The organism is Pseudomonas sp. J380, from assembly GCF_009827115.1.
Classification (GTDB): Bacteria; Pseudomonadota; Gammaproteobacteria; order Pseudomonadales; family Pseudomonadaceae; genus Aquipseudomonas; species Aquipseudomonas paracarnis.
The window spans coordinates 4,881,775-4,901,349 of record NZ_CP043060.1; the positions used below are offsets into that span (position 1 = coordinate 4,881,775).

Below are 19,575 nucleotides of genomic sequence, written 5' to 3' on the forward strand. Positions count from 1 at the left end.
TGATTTAACAGCTCTTCCCTCAATCCCAGCGTTGGCCTGATCCATGCAACCTCACTGCTACACAAAGGTTGATAGAAAAGGGGACCGCATGACCCCCATAAGTCGCAAGAAGTTGGTGGTCGCCCACTCCATGCGAGAGGGTGCGCCCCTGCATGAAATTGAGACCAACCGCGCCCTCGCACGCTGGCTCGCGCAGATCCTGGGGCTCAAGTTCGGTGGCAGTTACGACCCGGCCCTGCATGCGGGTCGGGAATTGTATCTGCTGCCCACGCAAACCCTGGTCGGGCCAGCCCAAGCGCACCAGCTCAATATCAAGGGGCCACAAGATCTGTGGGGCGGCTATGTCGATCACGCGTTCATCTGCACCAAAGCCATCAGTCACGGGCTGCTGAGTCCCGAGGCCAAGGCGCCCGAAGGCTGGTCGCCGTCATTCTGCGAGCGTGTGCGTGACGTGGTGTTGGACGGTGTGAGTGTGTTCGCCCTTGAGGATGCACGGCCTGCCGCGACCCGCTTGCTCTACAGCGGCCCGATTCGTCTGAAACCCGTAAATGCCTGTGCAGGGCGGGGGCAGGAAGTTATCCACAGCCTTGATGAGTTCGACGCGATAGTGGCGCGCCCGGAAGCGGCCCGAATGTTCAATGAAGGTGTGGTGCTGGAACAAGACCTGCACGCGGTGGTCACCCACAGTGTGGGCCAGAGCTTTATCGGCGATCACCTCTTCAGCTACTGCGGCGAGCAGCACCTGACGCAAGACGGGCAGGGGGAAGAGGTCTACGGCGGTTCCGATCTGCTGGTCGTCCCCGGTGATTACGCTGCCCTGCTCAAACTGGATCTGCCTGAAGACGTGCGTGAGGCCATCGAACAGGCGCTGGTTTTCGACCGTGCTGCGAATGAGGCCTACCCAGGCTTCTTCGCCTCGCGCCGCAACTACGACATCGCCCAAGGCCTGGACAGCACAGGCCAGCGCCGCAGTGGTGTGCTCGAACAATCCTGGCGCATGGGCGGGGCCAGCAGCGCGGAAGTCGCGGCGTTGCAGAGTTTTATCAACCATCCGGGCCTTAAAGCCATCCGTGTGTCCTCGGTAGAAACCTATGTAGACCAGGCGCTGCCGGCGGATGCCATCGAGGTATACCGAGGCCCGGCCGAAAACAGCGACTTTCTACTCAAGTATGTGACGGTCAAGACTTATGACGGCTAGAAGCGAGAGCATCACCATCGATATAGACGACGAACAGATGAGCGGGACATTCCTCAGTCCCAAGTCCAAAGTGCCCGGCGTGTTGTTCGTGCACGGCTGGGGCGGTAGCCAGGAGCGCGACCTGGAGCGGGCCAAAGGCATCGCAGGCCTTGGGTGTGTGTGCCTGACCTTCGACCTGCGTGGCCATGCTGGCACCGGCATCCCTTTGTCGCGCGTCACCCGCGAAGACAACCTGCGCGACCTGCTGGCCGCCTACGACCGCCTGCTGTCCCACCCGGCTATCGACACCTCGGCGGTGGCAGTGGTGGGCACCAGTTATGGCGGCTACTTGGCAGCGATCCTCACCTCATTGCGCCCGGTACGTTGGCTGGCGCTGCGAGTGCCGGCGCTGTACCGCGATCAGGAATGGCTCAAGCCCAAGCGCGACTTGGATAAAGCCGACCTGATGGATTACCGCGGCACCCTCGTGCACGCCGAAACCAACCGTGCCCTGCATGCCTGCGCGCAATTTACCGGCGATGTGCTGATTGTCGAATCGGAAACCGACGACCATGTGCCCCACGCCACCATCATGAGTTACCGCGCGGCGTGCCAGCAGACCCATTCGCTGACCCACCGCATCATCGACGGCGCCGACCATTCCCTGAGCGACCCGGTGTCGCAACAGGCCTACACCTCGATCCTGGTGGACTGGATTACCGAGATGGTGGTAGGGGAGCGGTTGAGCATCATTCAGGCTCGATAGTCGTTGCCCTTGTGATCGCTTTCGCGGACAAGCCCGGCTCCCACCTGGGAATGCATTCCCCTGTGGGAGCCGGGCTTGCCCGCGAAAGCGATTCCACCGTCACCACCGTCTCAACAGGCAGTTTTCTTAACCCGCAACGCCTTGGCCTTGGCCTCCACCCCCAAATACATCACCAGTGCAATCAACAACGGGCAGATAAAATAAATCGCCCGGTACGCGATCAGCCCGGCCAGCAAACTCCCCCGCGACGCCTCATGCTGCAACAGCGCAATGAACACCGCCTCCAAAACCCCCAAGCCGGCGGGAATATGGGTGACCACCCCGGCAATTGCGCTGATCAACAGCACCCCCAGCACCAGTGGGTAATCCAGTTTGGCGGGCAACAAGGCAAATATCACCGCCGCCATCAACGACCAGTTCAACGCACCCAGGGCCAGTTGCAAACAGGCCATGCGCAGCGACGGCAAGTTGATCTCGATACCGCGGATCGACCACGCGCGCTTTTTCGAAAACCGGCACGCCGCCAGGTAGCCCAGGCTCGCGAGCACCAACACCCCCCCGACCCCTTGCAAGGCGCCGCTGCTGAGCTTCCAGCCCGGCGGCAGAGTCACCAACCCGCTGCTGAAAACCACTCCGGCCAACGCCATATAGCCAAACCAATTGGTGGCCAGGCTCAGGCCGAGGATCTTGGCGATATTGCTGGTGCTCACGCCCAGGCGTGAATACAGCCGATACCGCATGGCGATGCCACCGACCCAGGCGCTGAGGTTGAGGTTGAACGCGTAGCTGATGAAACCCACCGGCAATATCTGCTTCCAACGCAACGGCTGGCGAATGTAGGTGCGGCCGATCAAGTCGAAGCAGGCATAGACGATAAAACTGCACAGCGTCAGCGCGCCGGCGATGAACAATGTGCGCAGCTTGAACTCGCTCAGGGTCTGGAACACTTCGCTCCAGTCGATGCGCCGGGCCAGCAGGGTAAACAACACGATCAGCAGCACGAAGAACGCGATCGTCAGCGGTTTCTTCCAGCGCTTGAACCCAGAGGCTTGCGCTTGGGGGCGGGCTTCAGACGTCATGGGGCGTGGCCTCAAAAGGTTTCAAGCGCGGTTTGTGGGCCGGTAACCAACTGGCCAGTACCGGGAAATGGCGCATCACATGAAACACCAGGAAACCCACGGTCAAGCGCCAGAGCCACAGGCGTGGCTTGCGCTTTTCCGGCATGGTCTGGCAATGATTGTGGGCGAGGGCTTCCAGGCGTTCGTAGAGATGCTGATTGAAAGCCCGGTCGCGAATCAGCACATTGGCCTCCAGGTTCAATGCCAGGCTGAGTGGGTCCAGGTTGCTCGAACCGACGGTGCTCCATTCGTCATCCACCAGCGCCACCTTGCCGTGCAATGGGCGTTGGCAGTATTCGTGAATCACCACGCCATCCTTGAGCAAGTAGTCATAGAGCATGCGCGCGGCCAGTTTCGCCAACAGCACGTCGGGCTGGCCCTGCATGATCAATTGCACCTGCACGCCACGGCGCGCCGCGTTACGGATCTCGCGAAGCAGGCGGTAGCCGGGGAAGAAGTACGCGTTGGCGATTACCACCCGCTGCCGGGCCTGGCTCAAGGCGTGGATATACGCGTCTTCGATGTCGTCACGATGCTGGATGTTATCGCGATAGATCAGGCGTACCAGGCCGTCGCCTGGCTCGTTCGTCCAGGGTGAAGGCCGCTGCTGGCGCCGTCGCCAACCGCGACGGCTGCGCACTTGGCGGCCACTTTGGGCGAGGGCGAAATGGTGCAGGTCGGCCACAGCCGGGCCGATCACCTGTACTGAGTAATCCTGCTTGGCTTCGGGGCCGAAATCCGCCAAGTGGTCAGCAGAAAAATTGATCCCGCCGATAAACGCCACGCGGGCATCCACCACGACAATCTTGCGGTGCAGGCGGCGAAACCAGTTAGTGCGTATGCCGAAGGTCTTGGGCGCCGGGTCGAACATCTGCACCATCACCCCGGCTTCGGCCAACTCCCGCAGGAAGCCCGGGCTCAGCTCGCCGCAACCAAAACCGTCGAGGCTGACCACCACCTTCACCCCGCGCTTGGCCGCCTCGATGAGGATGCTGTGCAGCTCAAAGCCGACCTTGTCTTCAAAAAGGATGAAGGTCTCCAGCAGGATCTCGCGCTCGGCGCTGCGCAATGCCTCGAACACGGCAGGAAAGTACGCCTCGCCGTTCTCCAGCAACGCCACCTGGTTGCCGCTCTGCCAGCCGTAATCCAGATCTCGCGCCTTGCTGTCATCTGGCGGTTGGTCTGTGGCGATATGGTCTACCGCAACGTTCATAGCTCAACCTCCACCGACAGCGGCACATGGTCTGATAAATGGGACCAGGGGCGAGTGGTGAGCACGCGAGGGTTGTGCACCGTCAGGTTGCGCACATAAATGCGGTCCAGCGGCAGCAACGGCAGGCGTGCCGGGAAGGTGCGCGCTGGTTTGCCGAGGGTGTGCATGAACACTTCCTGCAGGCCGCTTTGGCTCAGGTCGGCTTTTTGCCGCCAGTCGTTGAAATCGCCAGCGACCACCAACGGCGCATCGGCCGGAATCTCGCTGATACGTTGTTCCAGCAAGCGCAATTGTTGTTGGCGATGCACCTCGCGCAAGCCCAGGTGGATGCAGATCGCGTGCACCTGCTGGCCGCCGCCCGGCAGGCGCAACACGCAATGCAGCAGGCCGCGGTTTTCATGGCCGCTTTGCGAAATGTCGAGGTTGTCGTAGCGGATGATCTGGAATTTCGACAGCAGTGCATTGCCATGGTCGCCATGGGGGTACACCGCATTGCGCCCATAGGCAAATTGCGGCCAGATGCTGTCGGCCAGGAATTCATACTGCGGCATTTTTGGCCAGTCGCTGTAGCGCTGGGGATGACGTTCGTGGGTGCCATGGATCTCCTGCAAGAACACCATGTCTGCGCCCACGCTGCGCACCGCTTCACGCAGCTCGGGCAAGATGAAGCGGCGATTCAGTGCGGTGAAACCCTTGTGGATATTGACCGTCAGCACCGTGAAACGGGTGATGGCGGTGGTCGGCGGGGTGGGGATTAGCTCTGGATGCGTCATGGCAATACTCCTGGTTCCGGCAGCCGGCCAGGTTCGGTGAGCAGGTGTTGGTCCAGCCCGAAGCGTTGCAGCAATTGGCGTGCATCGAAAGGGGCGCGAACTTTGATGTCGTTGTCGAAAAAGCAGAACACGTCACGGTGTTTACGCCTGCGGGGTGTGTGGTGCGGGTCGACCAGGTGTGCATCGGCAGGCTGCTTGCCCTGGGCCCAGCGCTCGATGCGGTCACCCCAGCGCTGGAGCGCTTCGGCGCTATAACCACTGGCGTATAACTGCTTGTCGCCGTGCAAGCGCAGGTACATGAAGTTGGCGGTCACGTCTTCCATGTACGGCCACTTGCCGGCGGTGTCCGCGACCACCAGCGCCACACCGTGCTTATCCAGCAGTTGGATGAACTCCGGCACGGCAAAACTCTTGTTGCGAATCTCCACGGCATGGCGCAAAGGTTTCTTGGCATAGGCCTTCATGCTCGCCTTGCCGTTCAGGCGTGGCTCATGCTGGCGGGCGAGGGCGGCCGCCTGTTGGGTATCGGTGGGTAATTGGGCCAGGAAGGTTTCGAACAGCGTGGCGTCAAATTTGAAGCTGGGCGGAAACTGCCAGAGGATGGGGCCGAGTTTTTCTTTGAGTTCCAGTACCCCGGAAGCGAAGAAATTCGCCATCGGCTTGTGCACGTCCCGCAGGCGCAGGATATGCGTGATGAAACGGGGCGCCTTGACACTGAACAGGAAACCTTCGGGCGTATCGGCATACCACTCGGCGTAGCGCTTGGGGGTTTGCAGCGCGTAGAACGAGCCGTTGATTTCGATGCTGTTGACGGCGCGTGACGCAAACTGCAACTCGCGTTTCTGGGTCAGCCCTTCGGGGTAAAAGTCCCCGCGCCAGGGCGTGTAGCGCCAGCCGGAAATGCCGATGTGAATCGCCGCCATGTTTACTCCCGTGGATGGTGGGTGAGGTGACCTCCGTTATGGGATGACTGCGCTATTTGGCTGAAAGTTTCCACATTCCTACAGGCGGTAATAGGGGTGAAATGCGGGAGGGGCATTGCAAATGCAGGGAACGATAAAGGCCCAATCTCGTCAGTTCCTTACAGACCCTGCTGAAGGAGCTTGCTGTTTTGCTGAATTTAAAGACTGCATTACTGCTCGGCGCGCTGCTGCTCTGCGGCAATGGCGCATTGCAGGCCGCGGCCTCTGCGCCTGCTGCCGACACACCGGCCAAGCCGGAGCTGCTGGTGGAGGGCGGGTTGCTCGGGGCCATCAGTTCCAGCATCGACGACGTGCAGAACAAGCTCGACCTCGACCAGAACCTCATCGACGCCTGGCGCCTGCGTGCTGATCGCGCCGCGGACGAAGTAGGGCGCCTGGTAGACCAGACAGCCGCACGCTCGCCGTGGAGCGTGGCGGGCGATTTCCTGCTGTTGTCTGGGGTGTGGGTCGGTGCCTTTGCGGTCTTGACGATACTTGGGCGCCTGGTTGTGCAACGCTCGAGCCGCCGCCCATTCCTCGCGCGGCGCCAACGGCTGCAAGGCTTGCTGGGCTATGTGGTGCCCTACACGATTCCAGCGCTGATCTGCCTGCCGCTGACCCTTTATGTCAGTCACTTTTTACCTGCGTCTGTCGGCCGAGCCCTGGCACTGTGTTTTGCCTACGCCACCAGCAGTGGCATCTTTTCCACCTCGCTGTTGCTGTGCGTCATTGTCATGTTCAACGTCGGGCACAAGCGGCCTGCCGTGCAGATCATTCGTGACTATTGCCCCAAGCCGCTGTTCCTGATCGGCTTTCTCGCGGCCCTCAGCGATGCGCTGACCAGCCCGCAAATCGCTCGTCAGTTGGGCGGCAATATCACCAGCAGCATCGCCGTGTTTACCGGCCTGTTTGCCGCGGTCATCTTTGGCGTGCTGGTGGTACGCCTGCGGCGGCCGGTGGCCCATTTGATCCGCAACCGGCCACTGGCCCAGCGCCTCAAACATCCAGCATTGCAACAGTCGCTGCGGGTGTTTTCCGGGCTCTGGTACTGGCCGATTCTGTTGATGGTGCTGGTGTCGGTGGTCAACCTGATTGGCGCCGGTGACGACAACCAAGAGGCCCTGCGCTGCGCGTTGCTCACCACCTTGTTACTGATCGGCACGGTGTTTCTCAGCACCGTGCTGCAACACCTGTTCAAGTCCCGCAGCCAGGTATCGATCCAGCGCAGCAGTGCCTACAAGGAACGCTTCCTGAGTTTGCTGCACGCAATTTTGCGTATCGTCATGGCCATCGCGTTTATCGAGATACTCGGGCGTATCTGGGGCGTTTCGCTGTTCGAATTCGCCCAGCGCAACTCGGTGGGCCGGGCCATCAGTGATTCCCTCAGCAGTATCGGCCTGATCCTGTTGGTGACCTGGCTGTTCTGGGTGGTGCTCGACACTGCGATTCAGGAAGCCCTCAAACCACCGGTGAATAAACGCTCCAGTCGCCAGCCCAGCACCCGGGTCAAAACCATCCTGCCGCTGCTGCGCAATGCGGTGAAGATCATCCTGGTGGTGATCTGCGCGATTACCACCATGGCCAACCTCGGCATCAATGTCGCGCCGTTGCTGGCGGGCGCCGGGGTGGTGGGACTGGCGATCGGTTTCGGTTCCCAGCAACTGGTGCAGGACGTGATTACTGGCCTGTTCATCATCATCGAAGACACCCTGTCCATCGGCGATTGGGTGGTGCTCGACTCTGGTCACGCCGGCACCGTGGAGGGCCTGACCATCCGCACCCTGCGCCTGCGTGACGGCAAGGGGTTTGTGCATTCGGTGCCGTTCGGGCAGATCAAGGCGGTCACCAACCAGTCCCGTCAATTCGCCTATGCCTTTTTCTCGGTGCAGTTCACCTACGACACTGACGTGGACAGGGCCGTGGAGCTGATCCGCGAGGCCGGCCAGTCGATTCGCGACGATGTGTTCCTCAAGTACAACCTGCAAGGGCCGTTGGAGGTGTTCGGGGTGGACAAGATGGACCTCAATGGCGTGGTGCTCACGGCGCAGTTCCGCACGGTTTCGGGTGGCCAATACGCTGTCAGCCGTGCGTTTAATCAGCGCTTGAAAAAGCTTGTGGATAACTGTGATGAGGTGCATTTTGCGCAAACTTATCCACAGCAGGTGTTGTTGCCTAAGCGTGTGGCGCAGGAGCATGAGCAGGATGCGGTGGTGTTGACGGAGCAGCCCAGGTCTCAATCATGAGGCCCTCAAGGTCAGCGCCTGATCAACTTCTCCTGCACCGCTTGCTGATCCATCTCCAACAAAACCTGCTGCTTGCCCCCTACCATCACCGCCGCCGGCACCCCATCACGGTACACAACCCGATTACCGCTTACCGCTGGCACCTTGGCTCCCGGTAACAGCGTGCCGACAAGATTCAACGGATCCGCCCCACACACCGCAATTAAACTCCCATCATGGGGCCGCCGCCGCACCTCGCGCAGCAACGGTATCGCCTCCGGCAATGCAAACTGCTCTCCCGCCAACCCACTGACAAACCGCCCGCCACGGATCTCGCCTCGCGCCTCCAACCGATGGAAAGTGCGCAGCAACTCGCGCCAACTCGGTAACCAATCCGCCTCGCGCTCCAGCAGCCGCCAGAACACCACGCCATATCGGCGCAGCAGGGTCATCGCCACATGCTCCAGGGTCTCGGCCGTATGCGCGCCGGCGGCGGTCGCCGAGCGGCGAACCAAGGCCCAACGCCCGGCGTCGTCCATACCGCCGACAAATGCCCCGCGCCCACGTCGACTGCTGCGCGCCTGGCGTTTGCTCGCGGGGGTGGTCAAGGCGCGCAGGCCGGCGAAGCTGTCAGCATTCACCAAGCCGGCGCCTACCAATTCCTGCAAGGCTGTCTCCAGCTCGCTGCGCAGCAAATGGGCCTCGTGTACCAGTTCATCGAAAAACAGCGCGCCATGCTCGCGCAGGGCCAGGTGGACCTTCTGCGTCTTGGGCGACAACGTGGTGCTGTCGGTAGGCTCAGTCAGCCCGCTCCACAACGCTACCTGGCTACGGGGGAGCAAAACCACCGGGGTGCTGCGCAACGCCATGGCGCCGGCCCTGTTGCTCAGGCGCGTCCAGACCAGCTTGCCGCTGCGGCACAGGTCATCGAGCCAGGTCGATGAGTAATCCTTGATGCGGGCGCTGAGCAGGTCTGTGTCCCAGGCTGACGTGGCGGCGGCATAGCCTTCGAACTGGCCGACGATTTGCGGCAACACGGCGCTGCCCTGGCCGCGGGTGCTGTCGGACAGGTGTTGCCAATCGAACAGAAAGCGCATGAAATCCTGCAATGCCACCGGCTCGATTTCCCGGCGCAGGCGCTTGACCGTGTAGCGATGAATGCGCGCCAGCAAATGACGTTCGCACCATTGTTCTTCACCCACGCCGGGGCTGAAGTGACCGCGCAGCACGTAGCCTTCTTGTTCCAGGCGTGCCAGGGCCTGGGTAAGCGCCACCACCGGTAATGCCAGGGGCGCTGCGATCTCGACCAGGGTCAGTGGGCCAAAACCACTGAGGCGCGCACGTAGCACTTCCACCAGCGCTTCATCAAAGGACCAGGGCTCATCGAACCCCGGCAGCAACGGCAGATCGTTGGGATACAGCGCCTGCAAACAATTCAAGCGCTCTACGGCGCCCCACATTCCGTTGGGCAACTGATAGGCCCGCCCGGCCTTGCGCAAGGCCTGCAACCATTGGGCCCATTGCGGCGTAACTTCGCCCGCTGCGATGCACGCCAGGCTCATCAACGCTTCATGCATTTCATCCAGGCCATTGGGCGCCGGCCAGGCTTCTTCGCGTACACCGGCGATGGCGTCGGCATCCAGGGCGCCCAAGTCGTCAGTGCTCTGCGGGTCGCTCCAGCGGCGGTTGAGCACGGCCTGGGTGCGGCGCTCTTCCAGGGGGGCGTCGTCGAGGAAGGTATAGGGTTTAGCGCTGAGGATTTCTGCGGCCATGGGCGAGGGCGCGGGCAGGTCGCGGCTAATCAACCGCACGTCGCCGCGTTCCATGCGCCGCAGCAGCGCCAGCCAGGCGTCGCTGTCCATGGCCTCGTGCAGGCAGTCGTCGAGGGTTTGCTCCACCAGCGGGTGGTTGGGGATTTCGCGTTCGCCGGAGAGGTTTTCCAGGCAGGCGATCTGGTCGGGAAATACGCTGGCGATCAGGTCTTCGCTCTTCATGCGCTGGATCTGCGGCGCCACCTTGCGCCCGCCGGTATAACGCGGCAGCGCCAGGGCCACGCCGGCATTCCAGCGCCAGCGCACACCGAACAGTGGCGCATCCAGCACGGCCTGGATCAGGATGTGCTCGGCACTGTTGCTGTTGAGGTAACGCCACACCTCATCCAGCGCGAAGCTGTGACTGGTGGACAACGACAGCACGATGGCATTTTCACTGGCCGCCGCTTGCAACTCGAAATTGAAGGTACGGCAAAAGCGCTTGCGCAAGGCCAGGCCCCAGGCGCGGTTGATGCGGCTGCCAAACGGCGTGTGGATGATCAGTTGGGTGCCGCCGGACGCATCGAAAAACCGTTCCATGATCAATGTGTCCTGGGACGGCAAGGCGCTCAGGGCCTGGCGCGACCGGGCGAGGTAATCCAACAGTTGGTCGGCGCTGGCGACATTGAGACCCAGGGTGCCGGTAAGCCAGTCGAGGGCCGGTTGCAGGTCGCCGGGCGTGGCGCCGAGCAAGCTGTCCAATTGCCCTTGCAAGCGGGCCACGGCCACCGATAACTCGTTGCTGCGCCCGGGCGCTTCACCCAACCAGAACGGAATGGTCGGGGGTTGGCCCTGGGCGTCTTCGACCCGCACCTTGCCGGCTTCGACACGCAGGATGCGATAGGAGGTATTGCCGAGCTGGAAGATATCCCCGGCGATGCTTTCCACCGCAAAGTCTTCGTTGACGCTGCCGATATTCAGGCTTTGCGGCTCCAGCAACACGCTGTAGTCGGCGTTGTCGGGGATCGTGCCGCCGCTGGTTACCGCCGTGAGCCTGGCGCCACGGCGGCCACGCAGGGTGTGGGCCACAGCGTCGCGGTGCAGGTAGGCGCTGCGCATGCCCTGGCGGCCGTTGTAGCCCTCGCTGAGCATCTGCAAAAGGGCCTGGTAGTGGCGTTCATCCAGTTCGGCGTAAGGCGCGGCGCGGTGGATAAGCGCCAGCAGCGCCTGTTCCGGCCATTCCTGGGCGCTGACCTCGGCGATGATCTGCTGGGCCAGTACATCGAGCGGTGCCACCGGAATATGCAAGGTATCCAGCTCGCCACGGCGCACGCAGTCGAGCAGCGCGGCGCACTCGATCAGGTCGTCGCGGGTGGTGGCAAACAGGCGCCCCTTGGGCGTGCCACCGACCTGGTGCCCGGAACGGCCGACCCGTTGCAGGAAGCCGTTGATGGAACCGGGTGAGCCGATCTGGCACACCAGGTCCACTTCGCCGATATCAATCCCCAGCTCCAGGGACGCCGTGGCGATCAACACTTGCAGTTCGCCGGCCTTGAGGCGCTGTTCGGCATCCAGGCGCATCTCCTTGGCCAGACTGCCGTGGTGAGCGGCCACGGCGGTCTTGCCCAGGCGCTCGCTCAAGTGCCGGGCCAGGCGTTCGGCCAGGCGTCGGGTGTTGACGAATACCAGGGTGGTGCGGTGTTCACGGGCCAATTGCGCGAGGCGATCGTAGACCAACTCCCACACGTCGTTGGCCATCACCGCCGAGAGCGGCACCAGCGGCACTTCGATCGCCAGGTCACGGGGGCGGGCGTGGCCGATATCCACAATGGCGCAATCACGTTCGGTGCCAACTAAAAAGCGTGCGACGGCTTCGATGGGTTTTTGCGTGGCCGACAAGCCGATACGGGTCAATGGCTCGGCACACAGCCCTTGCAGGCGCTCCAGGCTCAAGGCCAAGTGGCTGCCGCGCTTGCCAGCGGCGATGGCGTGGATCTCATCGACGATCACCGTACGTGTGCTGGCGAGCATGTGCCGGCCGGAATCCGAGCCGAGCAGCACGTAGAGCGATTCAGGAGTGGTTACCAGGATATGCGGTGCGCGTTTGCGCATCTGGGCGCGGTCTTTTTGCGGGGTGTCGCCGGTGCGCACAGCGGTGCGGATTACCAGCGGCGGCAGCCCCCGCTTCTCTAGATGTTCGGTAATGCCGGCCAGCGGGTTTTGCAGGTTGATCTGGATATCGTTGGATAGCGCCTTGAGCGGCGACACATACACCACCAGGGTTTGGTCCGGCAGTTCGCCGCCGTTGGCCAGGCCTTGGTGCACCAGGTCGTCCAGCACTGCCAGGAAGGCCGTCAGCGTCTTGCCGGAGCCGGTGGGCGCGGCGATCAGCGTCGAGCGGCGCTGGCGGATCAACGGCCACGCCTGGGCCTGGGCGTTGGTCACCGAAGGAAAGGTACTACGGAACCAAGTGCTGACGGCGGGGTGAAAGCCGTGCAAACCCTTGTCCGTTGATTCGGGAAGGTTCATTCACCCTATATGCAACCGGCGGGGCCAAGTTGCAACCCCGCACTTTATCCGTGACGGTTGCGCTACAAACCCGCAAAATGCAACGATTCTGGCAACTACCTACGGCAAGGCGCACATGCCTGTCGATAATAACCATCGTTCCAAACAGACCGGGCCTGCTCAATCTATGCGAATGCGCCTTATGTTACTGGGCGGCGGGAATGCCCTCGGGCAGGCGCTGATTCGCCTCGGTGCGGAGGAAGACATCGGTTTCCTCGCCCCCAAACCGCCCCAAGACGGCTGGGATGCCGCAAGCCTCACCCAATTGCTCGACGACACCCGTCCCGATGCCTTGATCAACCTCGCCTACTATTTCGACTGGTTCCAGGCCGAAGCCGTGAGCGAAACCCGCTTGGCCGCCCAGGAGTTCGCCATCGAACGCCTGGCCGAGCTGTGCCAGCATCACAGCATCACCCTGCTGCAACCGTCCAGCTACCGCGTATTCGATGGCTCCCGCGCCACGGCCTACAGCGAGAAAGACGAGCCGGTGCCCCTGGGCCTGCGCGGCCAGGCGTTGTGGCGTATCGAACAAAGCGTGCGCGCTACGTGCCCGCAGCATGTGCTGCTGCGGTTTGGCTGGTTGCTCGATGACAGCGTCGACGGCACGCTCGGGCGCTTCCTGGCCCGGGCCGAGAACGCCGACGAGCTACTGATGGCCGACGACCGCCGGGGCAACCCGACGCCGGTGGACGATGCGGCGCGGGTGATCATCTCGGTGCTCAAGCAACTCGATTGCGCTGCGCCGCTGTGGGGCACCTACCACTACGCCGGCCACGAGGCGACTACCCCGTTGGCGCTGGGGCAGGCGATTCTGACTGAAGCGCGCAACTTCCATCCGCTGGCCATCGAGTCTCCCACCGCGCAGGCTCACGCAGCGCGGCCGGATGCGGCGGATGAACCGCAGCATGCGGTGCTGGCCTGCAAGAAAATCCTCCACACCTTTGGCATCAAACCACGGGCATGGCGGGCAGGTTTGCCGGCGCTACTGGATCGCTTCTACCGCCATAGCTGACACCCTCAAAACCAAAATGTGGGAGGGGACTTATGTGGGAGCTGGCTTGCCTGCGATAGCATCACCTGGGTATCACTGATACACCGTGGTGTCTGCATCGCGGGCAAGCCCGGCTCCCACATAAGCCCCCTCCCACATGGGTTATGCGGTGTGGCTTAAACCGAACTCAGAACTTGTAGCCGATACCCACCATGTAAACCATCGGGTCTACATCCACATTGACCTTGGCCCGAGTGCCCTGGCCCAGCGCGTTGTTATCCACAGTCGCCTTGGTGCTGATGTCGATATAGCGCGCCTGGGCGTTGATCATCCACTTGTCGTTGATCATGTAGTCGGCGCCGATCTGTGCAGCCCAGCCCCAGGAGTTCTCGGCCTTGAAGTTGCTGAAACCAGCCTGTTCGGCGCGGCTGCCCACGTGCTCGTCGTAGATCCAGGTGTAGTTGATACCGGCGCCCACATACGGTTGGAACGCGGATTTGTGGTCCAGCGGGTAGTACACGACGCTCAAGGTCGGCGGCAGGTGCTTCAGCGTGCCGAGCTTGCCATTGGCGGCGCCCAGGGCGGTGTTCTTGATCTTCACGTCATGCTCGAACGGTGTGGCCGCGAGCAATTCGATGCCGACGTGGTCGGTGATCATGTAGGCGAAGTTCAAGCCCAGTTGGGTGTCGCTGCTCATGGTCGCCTTGCCGCCCAGATTGGTGCCGGCCAATGGGCCCTGGTCAACCTTGACGCTGCTGCTGTCGGCCTTCGGGTTCACGGTAATTGCACCGGCGCGAACCAGAATATCGCCCGCCTGGTGAGCGTGAGCGACGGGGGCGACGAGGGCGAGCGCGAAGAGGGACGCGCCGAGCAGAGACTTGTTCATGGGAGCTCCAAAGGACGTTTAAAAGTTGTACGTCCAATGGTAAAGATCGTTCCGTACGGTCTTTTGACTCAGCTCAATGAAAGGGTGATCAGTCACTTGCGCCACTGATCTAAACCTGTGGGAGCTGGCTTGCCTGCGAAAGCGGTGGTGCAGTAACAGATGCAGCGCCTGATACACCGCTTTCGCGAGCAGGCCCGCTCCCACATTTGGATCTTCGGTGTGTGGGGTTATTCCTCAAGCTCGTACATGTAAATCTTCTGGGCATCCATCTGGTAACCAGCGTCCGCTAACTCGCTGGACGATGGCTTGACCTGCATCGCGCCCTCGATCCAGTACGGTTGATACAGCTCATCGAGCTTCACCCCGACTTCACTTTTCACATGCACGATCTGGTTCGATGGCGGTGGCGGCACATGGATACAGGCGCCGAAATACGGCACCAGCAGAAACTCCGTGGTGCGGCCTTCTTCGCTGACTTCCAGGGGCACGATATACCCCGGCAGGCGAATGTGCTGGCCGTCCAGGCTCTGTACCACTGGCGCGTTAGGCATGTCCTGCTTGGCCGCCGGCGCGGCTTCGACGGACAAGGCATCGGCCATGTTCGACAGGTCGTGCAGCGGCTTCATATTGGGCACTTCAGGTGGCGCATCCGGTGGGATCATCTCCTGCCAGGACAGATCCTTGGGCTGTTCCTGCGCCCAGGCAGGCACGGCTATCAACAACAACAGGGCAAACAGGGCACGACGCATCGAAGCCTTCCTCATAAACGGATGGACAGGCCATCGGCCAAAGATTGGCGGTAGGCGCGCCACGCGGGCACGCTGCCCATCAACAGGGCGGCTGCCAGGATACCGGCGAGCAACGTCCATTCATATTCGCTCGGCCACGACATCGGCAGGTCCAGACCGTAGTTGGCCTGCAAATAACCCCGCGAGGCGGCGATGCACAGGTACAGCAACCCCAGGCCCGCCACCACGCCAGACAAGGCCAAGGCGAAGGCTTCGAAGATCAGCAGCGTTGCGATGTGCCAAGGACGCGCGCCCACCGACCGCAGGATCGCCATCTCGCGGCGACGCTCGTTAAGGCTGGTGAGAATCGCGGTGAGCATGCCGATCAAGCCGGTCAGCACCACGAACAGCGAGATCACAAACAAGGCTTTTTCGGCAGTGCCCATCATGCTCCAGAGTTCTTGCAGCGCGACACCGGGCAGGATCGCCAGCATTGGCTCGCCACGGAATTCATTGATCTCCCGTTGCAAGGCAAAGGTGGAAATCTTGTTGTTCAGGCCGAGCATGAACGCGGTAATGGCCTGCGGCGTCAGGTCCATATTGCGCGCCTGGTCGGCACTGATGCGGCCTTTGCCCTGGGCCGGCACACCGTTGTGCCAGTCGATATGGATCGCTTCCATGCCGCCGAGGCTGATATGCAGCGTGCGGTCCACCGGCGTGCCGGTGCGCTTGAGAATGCCGACCACCGTGAACGGCTTGTCGTCATGCTTGACCAGGCTGACCACCGCCACGCCGTGGGCCAGCACCAGCTTGTCGCCGAGTTTGTAATGCAGGGCGTCGGCCACTTCGGCGCCGAGCACCACCTCGAACGGGTCGGTGGCGAAGGCGCGGCCGCTGGCCAGCTCGAGGTTTTGCTTGCGCCCGTACTGGTAGTGCTCGAAGTAGGATTCGTTGGTGCCCATCACCCGGTAGCCGCGGTGGGAGTCGCCGAGGGAGATCGGGATCACCCATTTCACTTGAGGGCTGGCGGCGAAGTGCTCGTAGCTGTCCCAACGGATGTTGTTGGTGGCGTTGCCAATGCGGAACACCGAATACAGCAGCAGGTTGACCGAGCCGGAACGAGCGCCGACGATCAGGTCGGTGCCGCTGATGGTGCTGGCGAAACTGTTGCGCGCCTCGACGCGCACACGCTCCACCGCGAGCAGCAAGCAGACGGAAAGCGCGATGGCAAACGCGGTGAGGATCGCGGTAAAGCGGCGGTTAGCCAGGCTGGCCATGGCTAGACGGAACAGATACATCTCAAACCTCTGCGGGCATGGCGGCGCGATTGAGTTCGGCCAGCGACAGGTTGCGGTCGAACAGCGACGCCAGGCTCTGGTCATGGCTGACAAACAACAGGCTGGCGCCCGCTTCGCGGCATTCTGCGAACAGCAACTGCAGGAAGGCTTCGCGGGCGTCGTAGTCCAGGGCCGAGGTGGGTTCGTCGGCAATCACCAGTTCCGGTTGTCCGATCAGCGCTCGGGCAGCGGCCACCCGTTGTTGCTGGCCGATGGACAGCGAATCGGCGCGGCGTTCCAGCAGGCTCGGGTCCTTCAAACCCAGGTGCGCTAGCAAGGCCGCGGCGGCCTGGTCGACACTGCCGTGGCGCTGTTTGGCCCGTTGCGCGCGCAGCTTGGAAAAGTGGCAAGGCAGCTCGACGTTTTCGCGTACCGATAGAAACGGCAGCAAGTTGAACTGCTGGAAGATATAACCGGTGTGGTCCACACGGAAACGGTCACGAGCGCCGGCCGAGAGTTCGGTCAACTCCTGGCCGAGCAGGCGGATGCTGCCTTGGCTGGGTTTCTGCACGCCTCCCAACAGCCCGAGCAAAGTGGTCTTGCCACTGCCGCTCGGGCCCTTGAGGAACAGGGTTTCCCCGGGTTCCAGGCGGAACGCGGGGATGTCCAGCAACCGCGGGTGCCCGGGCCAGTTGAAGCCCAGGTCGGACAGTTCGATTAACGCTTGAGTCATGGGAAGTCAGTGTCGCCTGGTAGTCGAAAATGGCGCCGATCCACTGTGGGAGCTGGCTTGCCTGCGATGGCATCGCTACGGTGTGCCTGCTGCACCGCATCGCCTGTATCGCAGGCAAGCCAGCTCCCACAGGGACTGTGCTTTCAAGTCAGAACTTCAGGGTGGCGGCGGTGGCCGTCGCTTCAACACCTTGCTGACCGCTAGGGCCGATCAGTTGTACCTGAATTTTCTGGGTGGCGGGGAAGGTCTTGAACACTTGGCTCAAGTCCAGGTTGCCCAGGGCCGCCGGCGTGGCGCAGGTGAACTGGTAATGGGCGTGGATTTCACTGTGGTCGTGATCATGCTTGTGGGCGGCTGCGCCCTTGCCGTCGGTGGCGTGGTCATCGTCGTCATGCTCAGCTTCTGGTTTGTCACCGAACAACGGGCTGTTGAGTTCCTGGCTGCTGACCACGCAACCTGCGGCCTTGGGCAGGTTGAACAGTGCCGATGGATTTTCCAGCTGCTTGCGTACGGCGGCGACCTTGGCTTTGTCGGCGGCGCTGGTGGCGGCATGTTCAAAACCCACCAGGTTCATGGCCGGGCTGTCCAGTTCCAGCTCCAGGGCCTGGCCGTCCAGTACGGCATTCAGGCGCCCGACGCCATGTTCATGGGCGCCGAGGCTGCCGTGCTCGTGGTCGTGGTCTTCGTGAGCATGAGCGACAGCCAGTGGCAGCAGGGCAAACGGCAAAGCAAGCAGCAAACGGCGCATGAGTGGGCTCCAGAATGAAAGTTTTGTTATGTGATCTTATAACAATTGATCAGAGAGTTTGACCGCCCGCTTGGTGTTGCGCAAGCTGCATGGGAGCATGCCCGTCAGAAAAATGCAGGAGTAAGGACGATGTTGCGAATTCGTGGAACCATCGGCGACCTGCCGGTGGACTTGACCCTTGAGCTGGACGACGGCGATTGGGCGCGATTAGGCGCTCAACTGCAGGCCGCTCCAACGCCCAGCGCACCGGCTGCGGCGCCGGTCAAACAGAACGAAGACCTGTGGCAGAACGCCCAGGATTTGCTACGCAAGGCCGGGCAACTCAATGGCCTGGAATTGCTCGACCAACTCGAAGGCTTGGCTGGCGATGCCGGGGCGGGCAAGCGCCTGTTGGTGCGCCTGCGCCACAGCGCGAACGTGAAGGTGGCCAGCGGCGGCGACACACCGCTCTACACATGGATTGACCCTTTGTAGGAGCGAGCTCGCTCGCGAAAAACCCTCAGGCTCCGCGTTCATTCAGGATGCCCGCGTTATCGTTGTCGTTTTTCGCGAGCAAGCTCGCTCCTACAAGGTTGGGTTAATACAACGCGGCAAACAACTTGCGGCGGTACACCGTGACCAGCGGGTGATCATTGCCCAGCAATTCGAACACCTGCAGCAAGGTCTTGTGGGGCAGGCCTTCGCTGTAGCTGCGGTTGAGGATAAACAACTTGAGCAAACCTTCCAGTGCCGCGTCGTATTGCTGGCGCGCCAGTTGCTGGATCGCCAACTGATAGGCCGCTTCGTCATCCTGCGGGTTTTGCGCCAGGCGGCTTTTCAGCTCGGCAGCGTCCGGCAAATCCGCAGCCTGGCGCAGGAAGGTTATTTGCGCCTTGGCCCCGGCCAGGGCGGCCTTGTGGTCGTCGCTCTTGACCGCGTCGAGCACGGCCTGGGCTTCACCCAATTCACCGCGTTCGGCCAGGCAGCGTGCATACAGGATCAGGGCGGCGGCGTTGGTATTGTCCTCACCCAACAATTGCACCAGCAACGCTTCGGCCTCGCTGATGCGCCCTTCGCTGAACAGCGCCTGAGCCTGCTCCAACGGGTCCGCCGCAGCCGGCGGTGGCATTTGCACATGGGGCTCCAGCATCGCCCGCACTGCCGACTCCGGCTGTGCACCGGCAAAACCGTCTACCGGTTGGCCATCCTTGAACAGCACCACCGTCGGCAGGCTTTGAATGCCAAAACGCGCCACGATGTCCTGTTCGGCTTCGCAGTCGATCTTGGCCAGCAGCAACTCACCCTGATAACTCTCGGCAATCTTCGCCAGCATTGGCATCAGTGCTTTGCAGGGTGCGCACCACTCGGCCCAGAAATCGACCAATACGGGTTTTTCGAAGGAGTTCTGGATAACGGCCTGGTCGAAGTTGGCGGTGGTGACGTCGAAGATGTACGGCGTGGGCTCACTCATGGGGCGTCTCGAATAAAGCGGGAATGGGGGCAACTATAAGGGCTGGCGAGGTTGGCTGAAAGCATCCTGGATTCAAGACCGCTATCGCAGGCAAACCCGCTCTCACCTTTGAAATGCATTCCCCTGTGGGAGCGGGCTTGCCCCATCGCAGTCAGTTAAGCGGCCATCGCCTACTGTAGGAGCGAGCTTGCTCGCGAAAATCGTCAACGATA

The 19,575-nt window shown here is 61.9% G+C and carries 16 protein-coding genes; 5 read left to right on the top strand and 11 right to left on the bottom strand.

All coding sequences use genetic code 11. The annotated features are described in order from the left end of the window. Positions 1-88: 88 nt before the first annotated feature. Positions 89-1,198 (top strand): DUF3182 family protein, encoded by a 1,110-nt coding sequence (locus FXO12_RS22275; protein ID WP_057975592.1) that lies wholly within the window; start codon positions 89-91, stop codon positions 1,196-1,198. Beyond that, positions 1,188-1,943, top strand: a complete 756-nt coding sequence (locus FXO12_RS22280; RefSeq protein ID WP_019818878.1) for a S9 family peptidase — start codon at positions 1,188-1,190, stop codon at positions 1,941-1,943. The genes FXO12_RS22275 and FXO12_RS22280 overlap by 11 nt, the downstream gene beginning before the upstream one ends. A 110-nt stretch (positions 1,944-2,053) precedes the next feature. On the opposite strand, the gene FXO12_RS22285 is transcribed toward FXO12_RS22280, so the two are convergent. The 4 genes from FXO12_RS22285 to FXO12_RS22300 are packed head-to-tail and all read right to left on the bottom strand — an operon-like array spanning position 2,054 to position 5,970. Further along, positions 2,054-3,022 (bottom strand): lysylphosphatidylglycerol synthase domain-containing protein, encoded by a 969-nt coding sequence (locus FXO12_RS22285; protein WP_057975591.1) that lies wholly within the window; start codon positions 3,020-3,022, stop codon positions 2,054-2,056. Then, positions 3,012-4,274 carry a cardiolipin synthase ClsB gene (gene clsB, locus FXO12_RS22290; RefSeq protein WP_057975590.1) on the bottom strand — a complete coding sequence of 421 codons (1,263 nt, stop codon included), beginning with the start codon at positions 4,272-4,274 and terminating at the stop codon, positions 3,012-3,014. The genes FXO12_RS22285 and clsB overlap by 11 nt, the downstream gene beginning before the upstream one ends. Further along, positions 4,271-5,047 (bottom strand): endonuclease/exonuclease/phosphatase family protein, encoded by a 777-nt coding sequence (locus FXO12_RS22295; RefSeq protein WP_057975589.1) that lies wholly within the window; start codon positions 5,045-5,047, stop codon positions 4,271-4,273. The genes clsB and FXO12_RS22295 overlap by 4 nt, the downstream gene beginning before the upstream one ends. Then, complete coding sequence (locus FXO12_RS22300; protein WP_057975588.1) at positions 5,044-5,970, bottom strand: DUF72 domain-containing protein; 927 nt, start codon at positions 5,968-5,970, stop codon at positions 5,044-5,046. Before FXO12_RS22300 ends, FXO12_RS22295 begins: the two co-directional genes overlap by 4 nt. Before the next feature lie 188 nt (positions 5,971-6,158). Between FXO12_RS22300 and FXO12_RS22305 the strand changes: the two genes are divergently transcribed. After that, positions 6,159-8,252 carry a mechanosensitive ion channel family protein gene (locus FXO12_RS22305; RefSeq protein WP_057975587.1) on the top strand — a complete coding sequence of 698 codons (2,094 nt, stop codon included), beginning with the start codon at positions 6,159-6,161 and terminating at the stop codon, positions 8,250-8,252. Positions 8,253-8,263: 11 nt separating this feature from the next. Here the strand turns inward: FXO12_RS22305 and FXO12_RS22310 are convergent, their stop codons facing one another. Then, entirely contained in the window at positions 8,264-12,511 is a 4,248-nt protein-coding gene (locus FXO12_RS22310; RefSeq protein ID WP_087715933.1) for a DEAD/DEAH box helicase, read from the bottom strand. 166 nt (positions 12,512-12,677) lie between these two features. Here FXO12_RS22310 and FXO12_RS22315 point away from each other — a divergent pair, with 166 nt between their 5' ends. Further along, positions 12,678-13,562: a sugar nucleotide-binding protein gene (locus tag FXO12_RS22315; protein WP_054896955.1), complete on the top strand. Its 885-nt coding sequence runs from the start codon at positions 12,678-12,680 to the stop codon at positions 13,560-13,562. Positions 13,563-13,728: 166 nt separating this feature from the next. On the opposite strand, the gene FXO12_RS22320 is transcribed toward FXO12_RS22315, so the two are convergent. The 5 genes from FXO12_RS22320 to FXO12_RS22340 all read right to left on the bottom strand — a co-directional run bounded on the left by FXO12_RS22320 (position 13,729) and on the right by FXO12_RS22340 (position 17,913). Beyond that, a complete protein-coding gene (locus FXO12_RS22320) occupies positions 13,729-14,427 on the bottom strand; it encodes an OmpW family protein (RefSeq protein WP_014720136.1) in 699 nt (232 codons plus the stop codon). Positions 14,428-14,654: 227 nt separating this feature from the next. Next, a complete protein-coding gene (locus FXO12_RS22325) occupies positions 14,655-15,176 on the bottom strand; it encodes a DUF3299 domain-containing protein (protein ID WP_054896942.1) in 522 nt (173 codons plus the stop codon). Positions 15,177-15,187: 11 nt separating this feature from the next. Continuing rightward, positions 15,188-16,453: an ABC transporter permease gene (locus FXO12_RS22330; RefSeq protein ID WP_057975585.1), complete on the bottom strand. Its 1,266-nt coding sequence runs from the start codon at positions 16,451-16,453 to the stop codon at positions 15,188-15,190. Position 16,454: 1 nt separating this feature from the next. Further along, positions 16,455-17,165, bottom strand: coding sequence for an ABC transporter ATP-binding protein (locus FXO12_RS22335; protein ID WP_034125931.1), 711 nt, complete (start codon positions 17,163-17,165; stop codon positions 16,455-16,457). Between the two features lie 148 nt (positions 17,166-17,313). Further along, the gene (locus FXO12_RS22340) at positions 17,314-17,913 is read right to left on the bottom strand and encodes a DUF2796 domain-containing protein (RefSeq protein ID WP_054896939.1); all 600 of its coding nucleotides are present in this window, start codon (positions 17,911-17,913) and stop codon (positions 17,314-17,316) included. A 129-nt stretch (positions 17,914-18,042) separates the two neighbouring features. Here FXO12_RS22340 and FXO12_RS22345 point away from each other — a divergent pair, with 129 nt between their 5' ends. Next, entirely contained in the window at positions 18,043-18,387 is a 345-nt protein-coding gene (locus tag FXO12_RS22345) for a hypothetical protein (protein ID WP_057975584.1), read from the top strand. Between the two features lie 103 nt (positions 18,388-18,490). On the opposite strand, the gene trxA is transcribed toward FXO12_RS22345, so the two are convergent. After that, a complete protein-coding gene (trxA, locus tag FXO12_RS22350) occupies positions 18,491-19,363 on the bottom strand; it encodes a thioredoxin (protein WP_057975583.1) in 873 nt (290 codons plus the stop codon). Between the last annotated feature and the right edge of the window lie 212 nt (positions 19,364-19,575).

What these genes read in the sequence shown, in the direction of transcription:
- FXO12_RS22285 (WP_057975591.1), bottom strand. Translation starts at nt 3,022, where the DNA reads ATGACGTCTGAAGCCCGCCCCCAAGCGCAAGCCTCTGGGTTCAAGCGC.
- FXO12_RS22340 (WP_054896939.1), bottom strand. Translation starts at nt 17,913, where the DNA reads ATGCGCCGTTTGCTGCTTGCTTTGCCGTTTGCCCTGCTGCCACTGGCT.
- FXO12_RS22295 (WP_057975589.1), bottom strand. Translation starts at nt 5,047, where the DNA reads ATGACGCATCCAGAGCTAATCCCCACCCCGCCGACCACCGCCATCACC.
- clsB (WP_057975590.1), bottom strand. Translation starts at nt 4,274, where the DNA reads ATGAACGTTGCGGTAGACCATATCGCCACAGACCAACCGCCAGATGAC.
- FXO12_RS22330 (WP_057975585.1), bottom strand. Translation starts at nt 16,453, where the DNA reads ATGTATCTGTTCCGTCTAGCCATGGCCAGCCTGGCTAACCGCCGCTTT.
- FXO12_RS22310 (WP_087715933.1), bottom strand. Translation starts at nt 12,511, where the DNA reads ATGAACCTTCCCGAATCAACGGACAAGGGTTTGCACGGCTTTCACCCC.
- trxA (WP_057975583.1), bottom strand. Translation starts at nt 19,363, where the DNA reads ATGAGTGAGCCCACGCCGTACATCTTCGACGTCACCACCGCCAACTTC.
- FXO12_RS22315 (WP_054896955.1), top strand. Translation starts at nt 12,678, where the DNA reads ATGCGAATGCGCCTTATGTTACTGGGCGGCGGGAATGCCCTCGGGCAG.
- FXO12_RS22280 (WP_019818878.1), top strand. Translation starts at nt 1,188, where the DNA reads ATGACGGCTAGAAGCGAGAGCATCACCATCGATATAGACGACGAACAG.
- FXO12_RS22275 (WP_057975592.1), top strand. Translation starts at nt 89, where the DNA reads ATGACCCCCATAAGTCGCAAGAAGTTGGTGGTCGCCCACTCCATGCGA.
- FXO12_RS22345 (WP_057975584.1), top strand. Translation starts at nt 18,043, where the DNA reads ATGTTGCGAATTCGTGGAACCATCGGCGACCTGCCGGTGGACTTGACC.
- FXO12_RS22325 (WP_054896942.1), bottom strand. Translation starts at nt 15,176, where the DNA reads ATGCGTCGTGCCCTGTTTGCCCTGTTGTTGTTGATAGCCGTGCCTGCC.
- FXO12_RS22300 (WP_057975588.1), bottom strand. Translation starts at nt 5,970, where the DNA reads ATGGCGGCGATTCACATCGGCATTTCCGGCTGGCGCTACACGCCCTGG.
- FXO12_RS22335 (WP_034125931.1), bottom strand. Translation starts at nt 17,165, where the DNA reads ATGACTCAAGCGTTAATCGAACTGTCCGACCTGGGCTTCAACTGGCCC.
- FXO12_RS22320 (WP_014720136.1), bottom strand. Translation starts at nt 14,427, where the DNA reads ATGAACAAGTCTCTGCTCGGCGCGTCCCTCTTCGCGCTCGCCCTCGTC.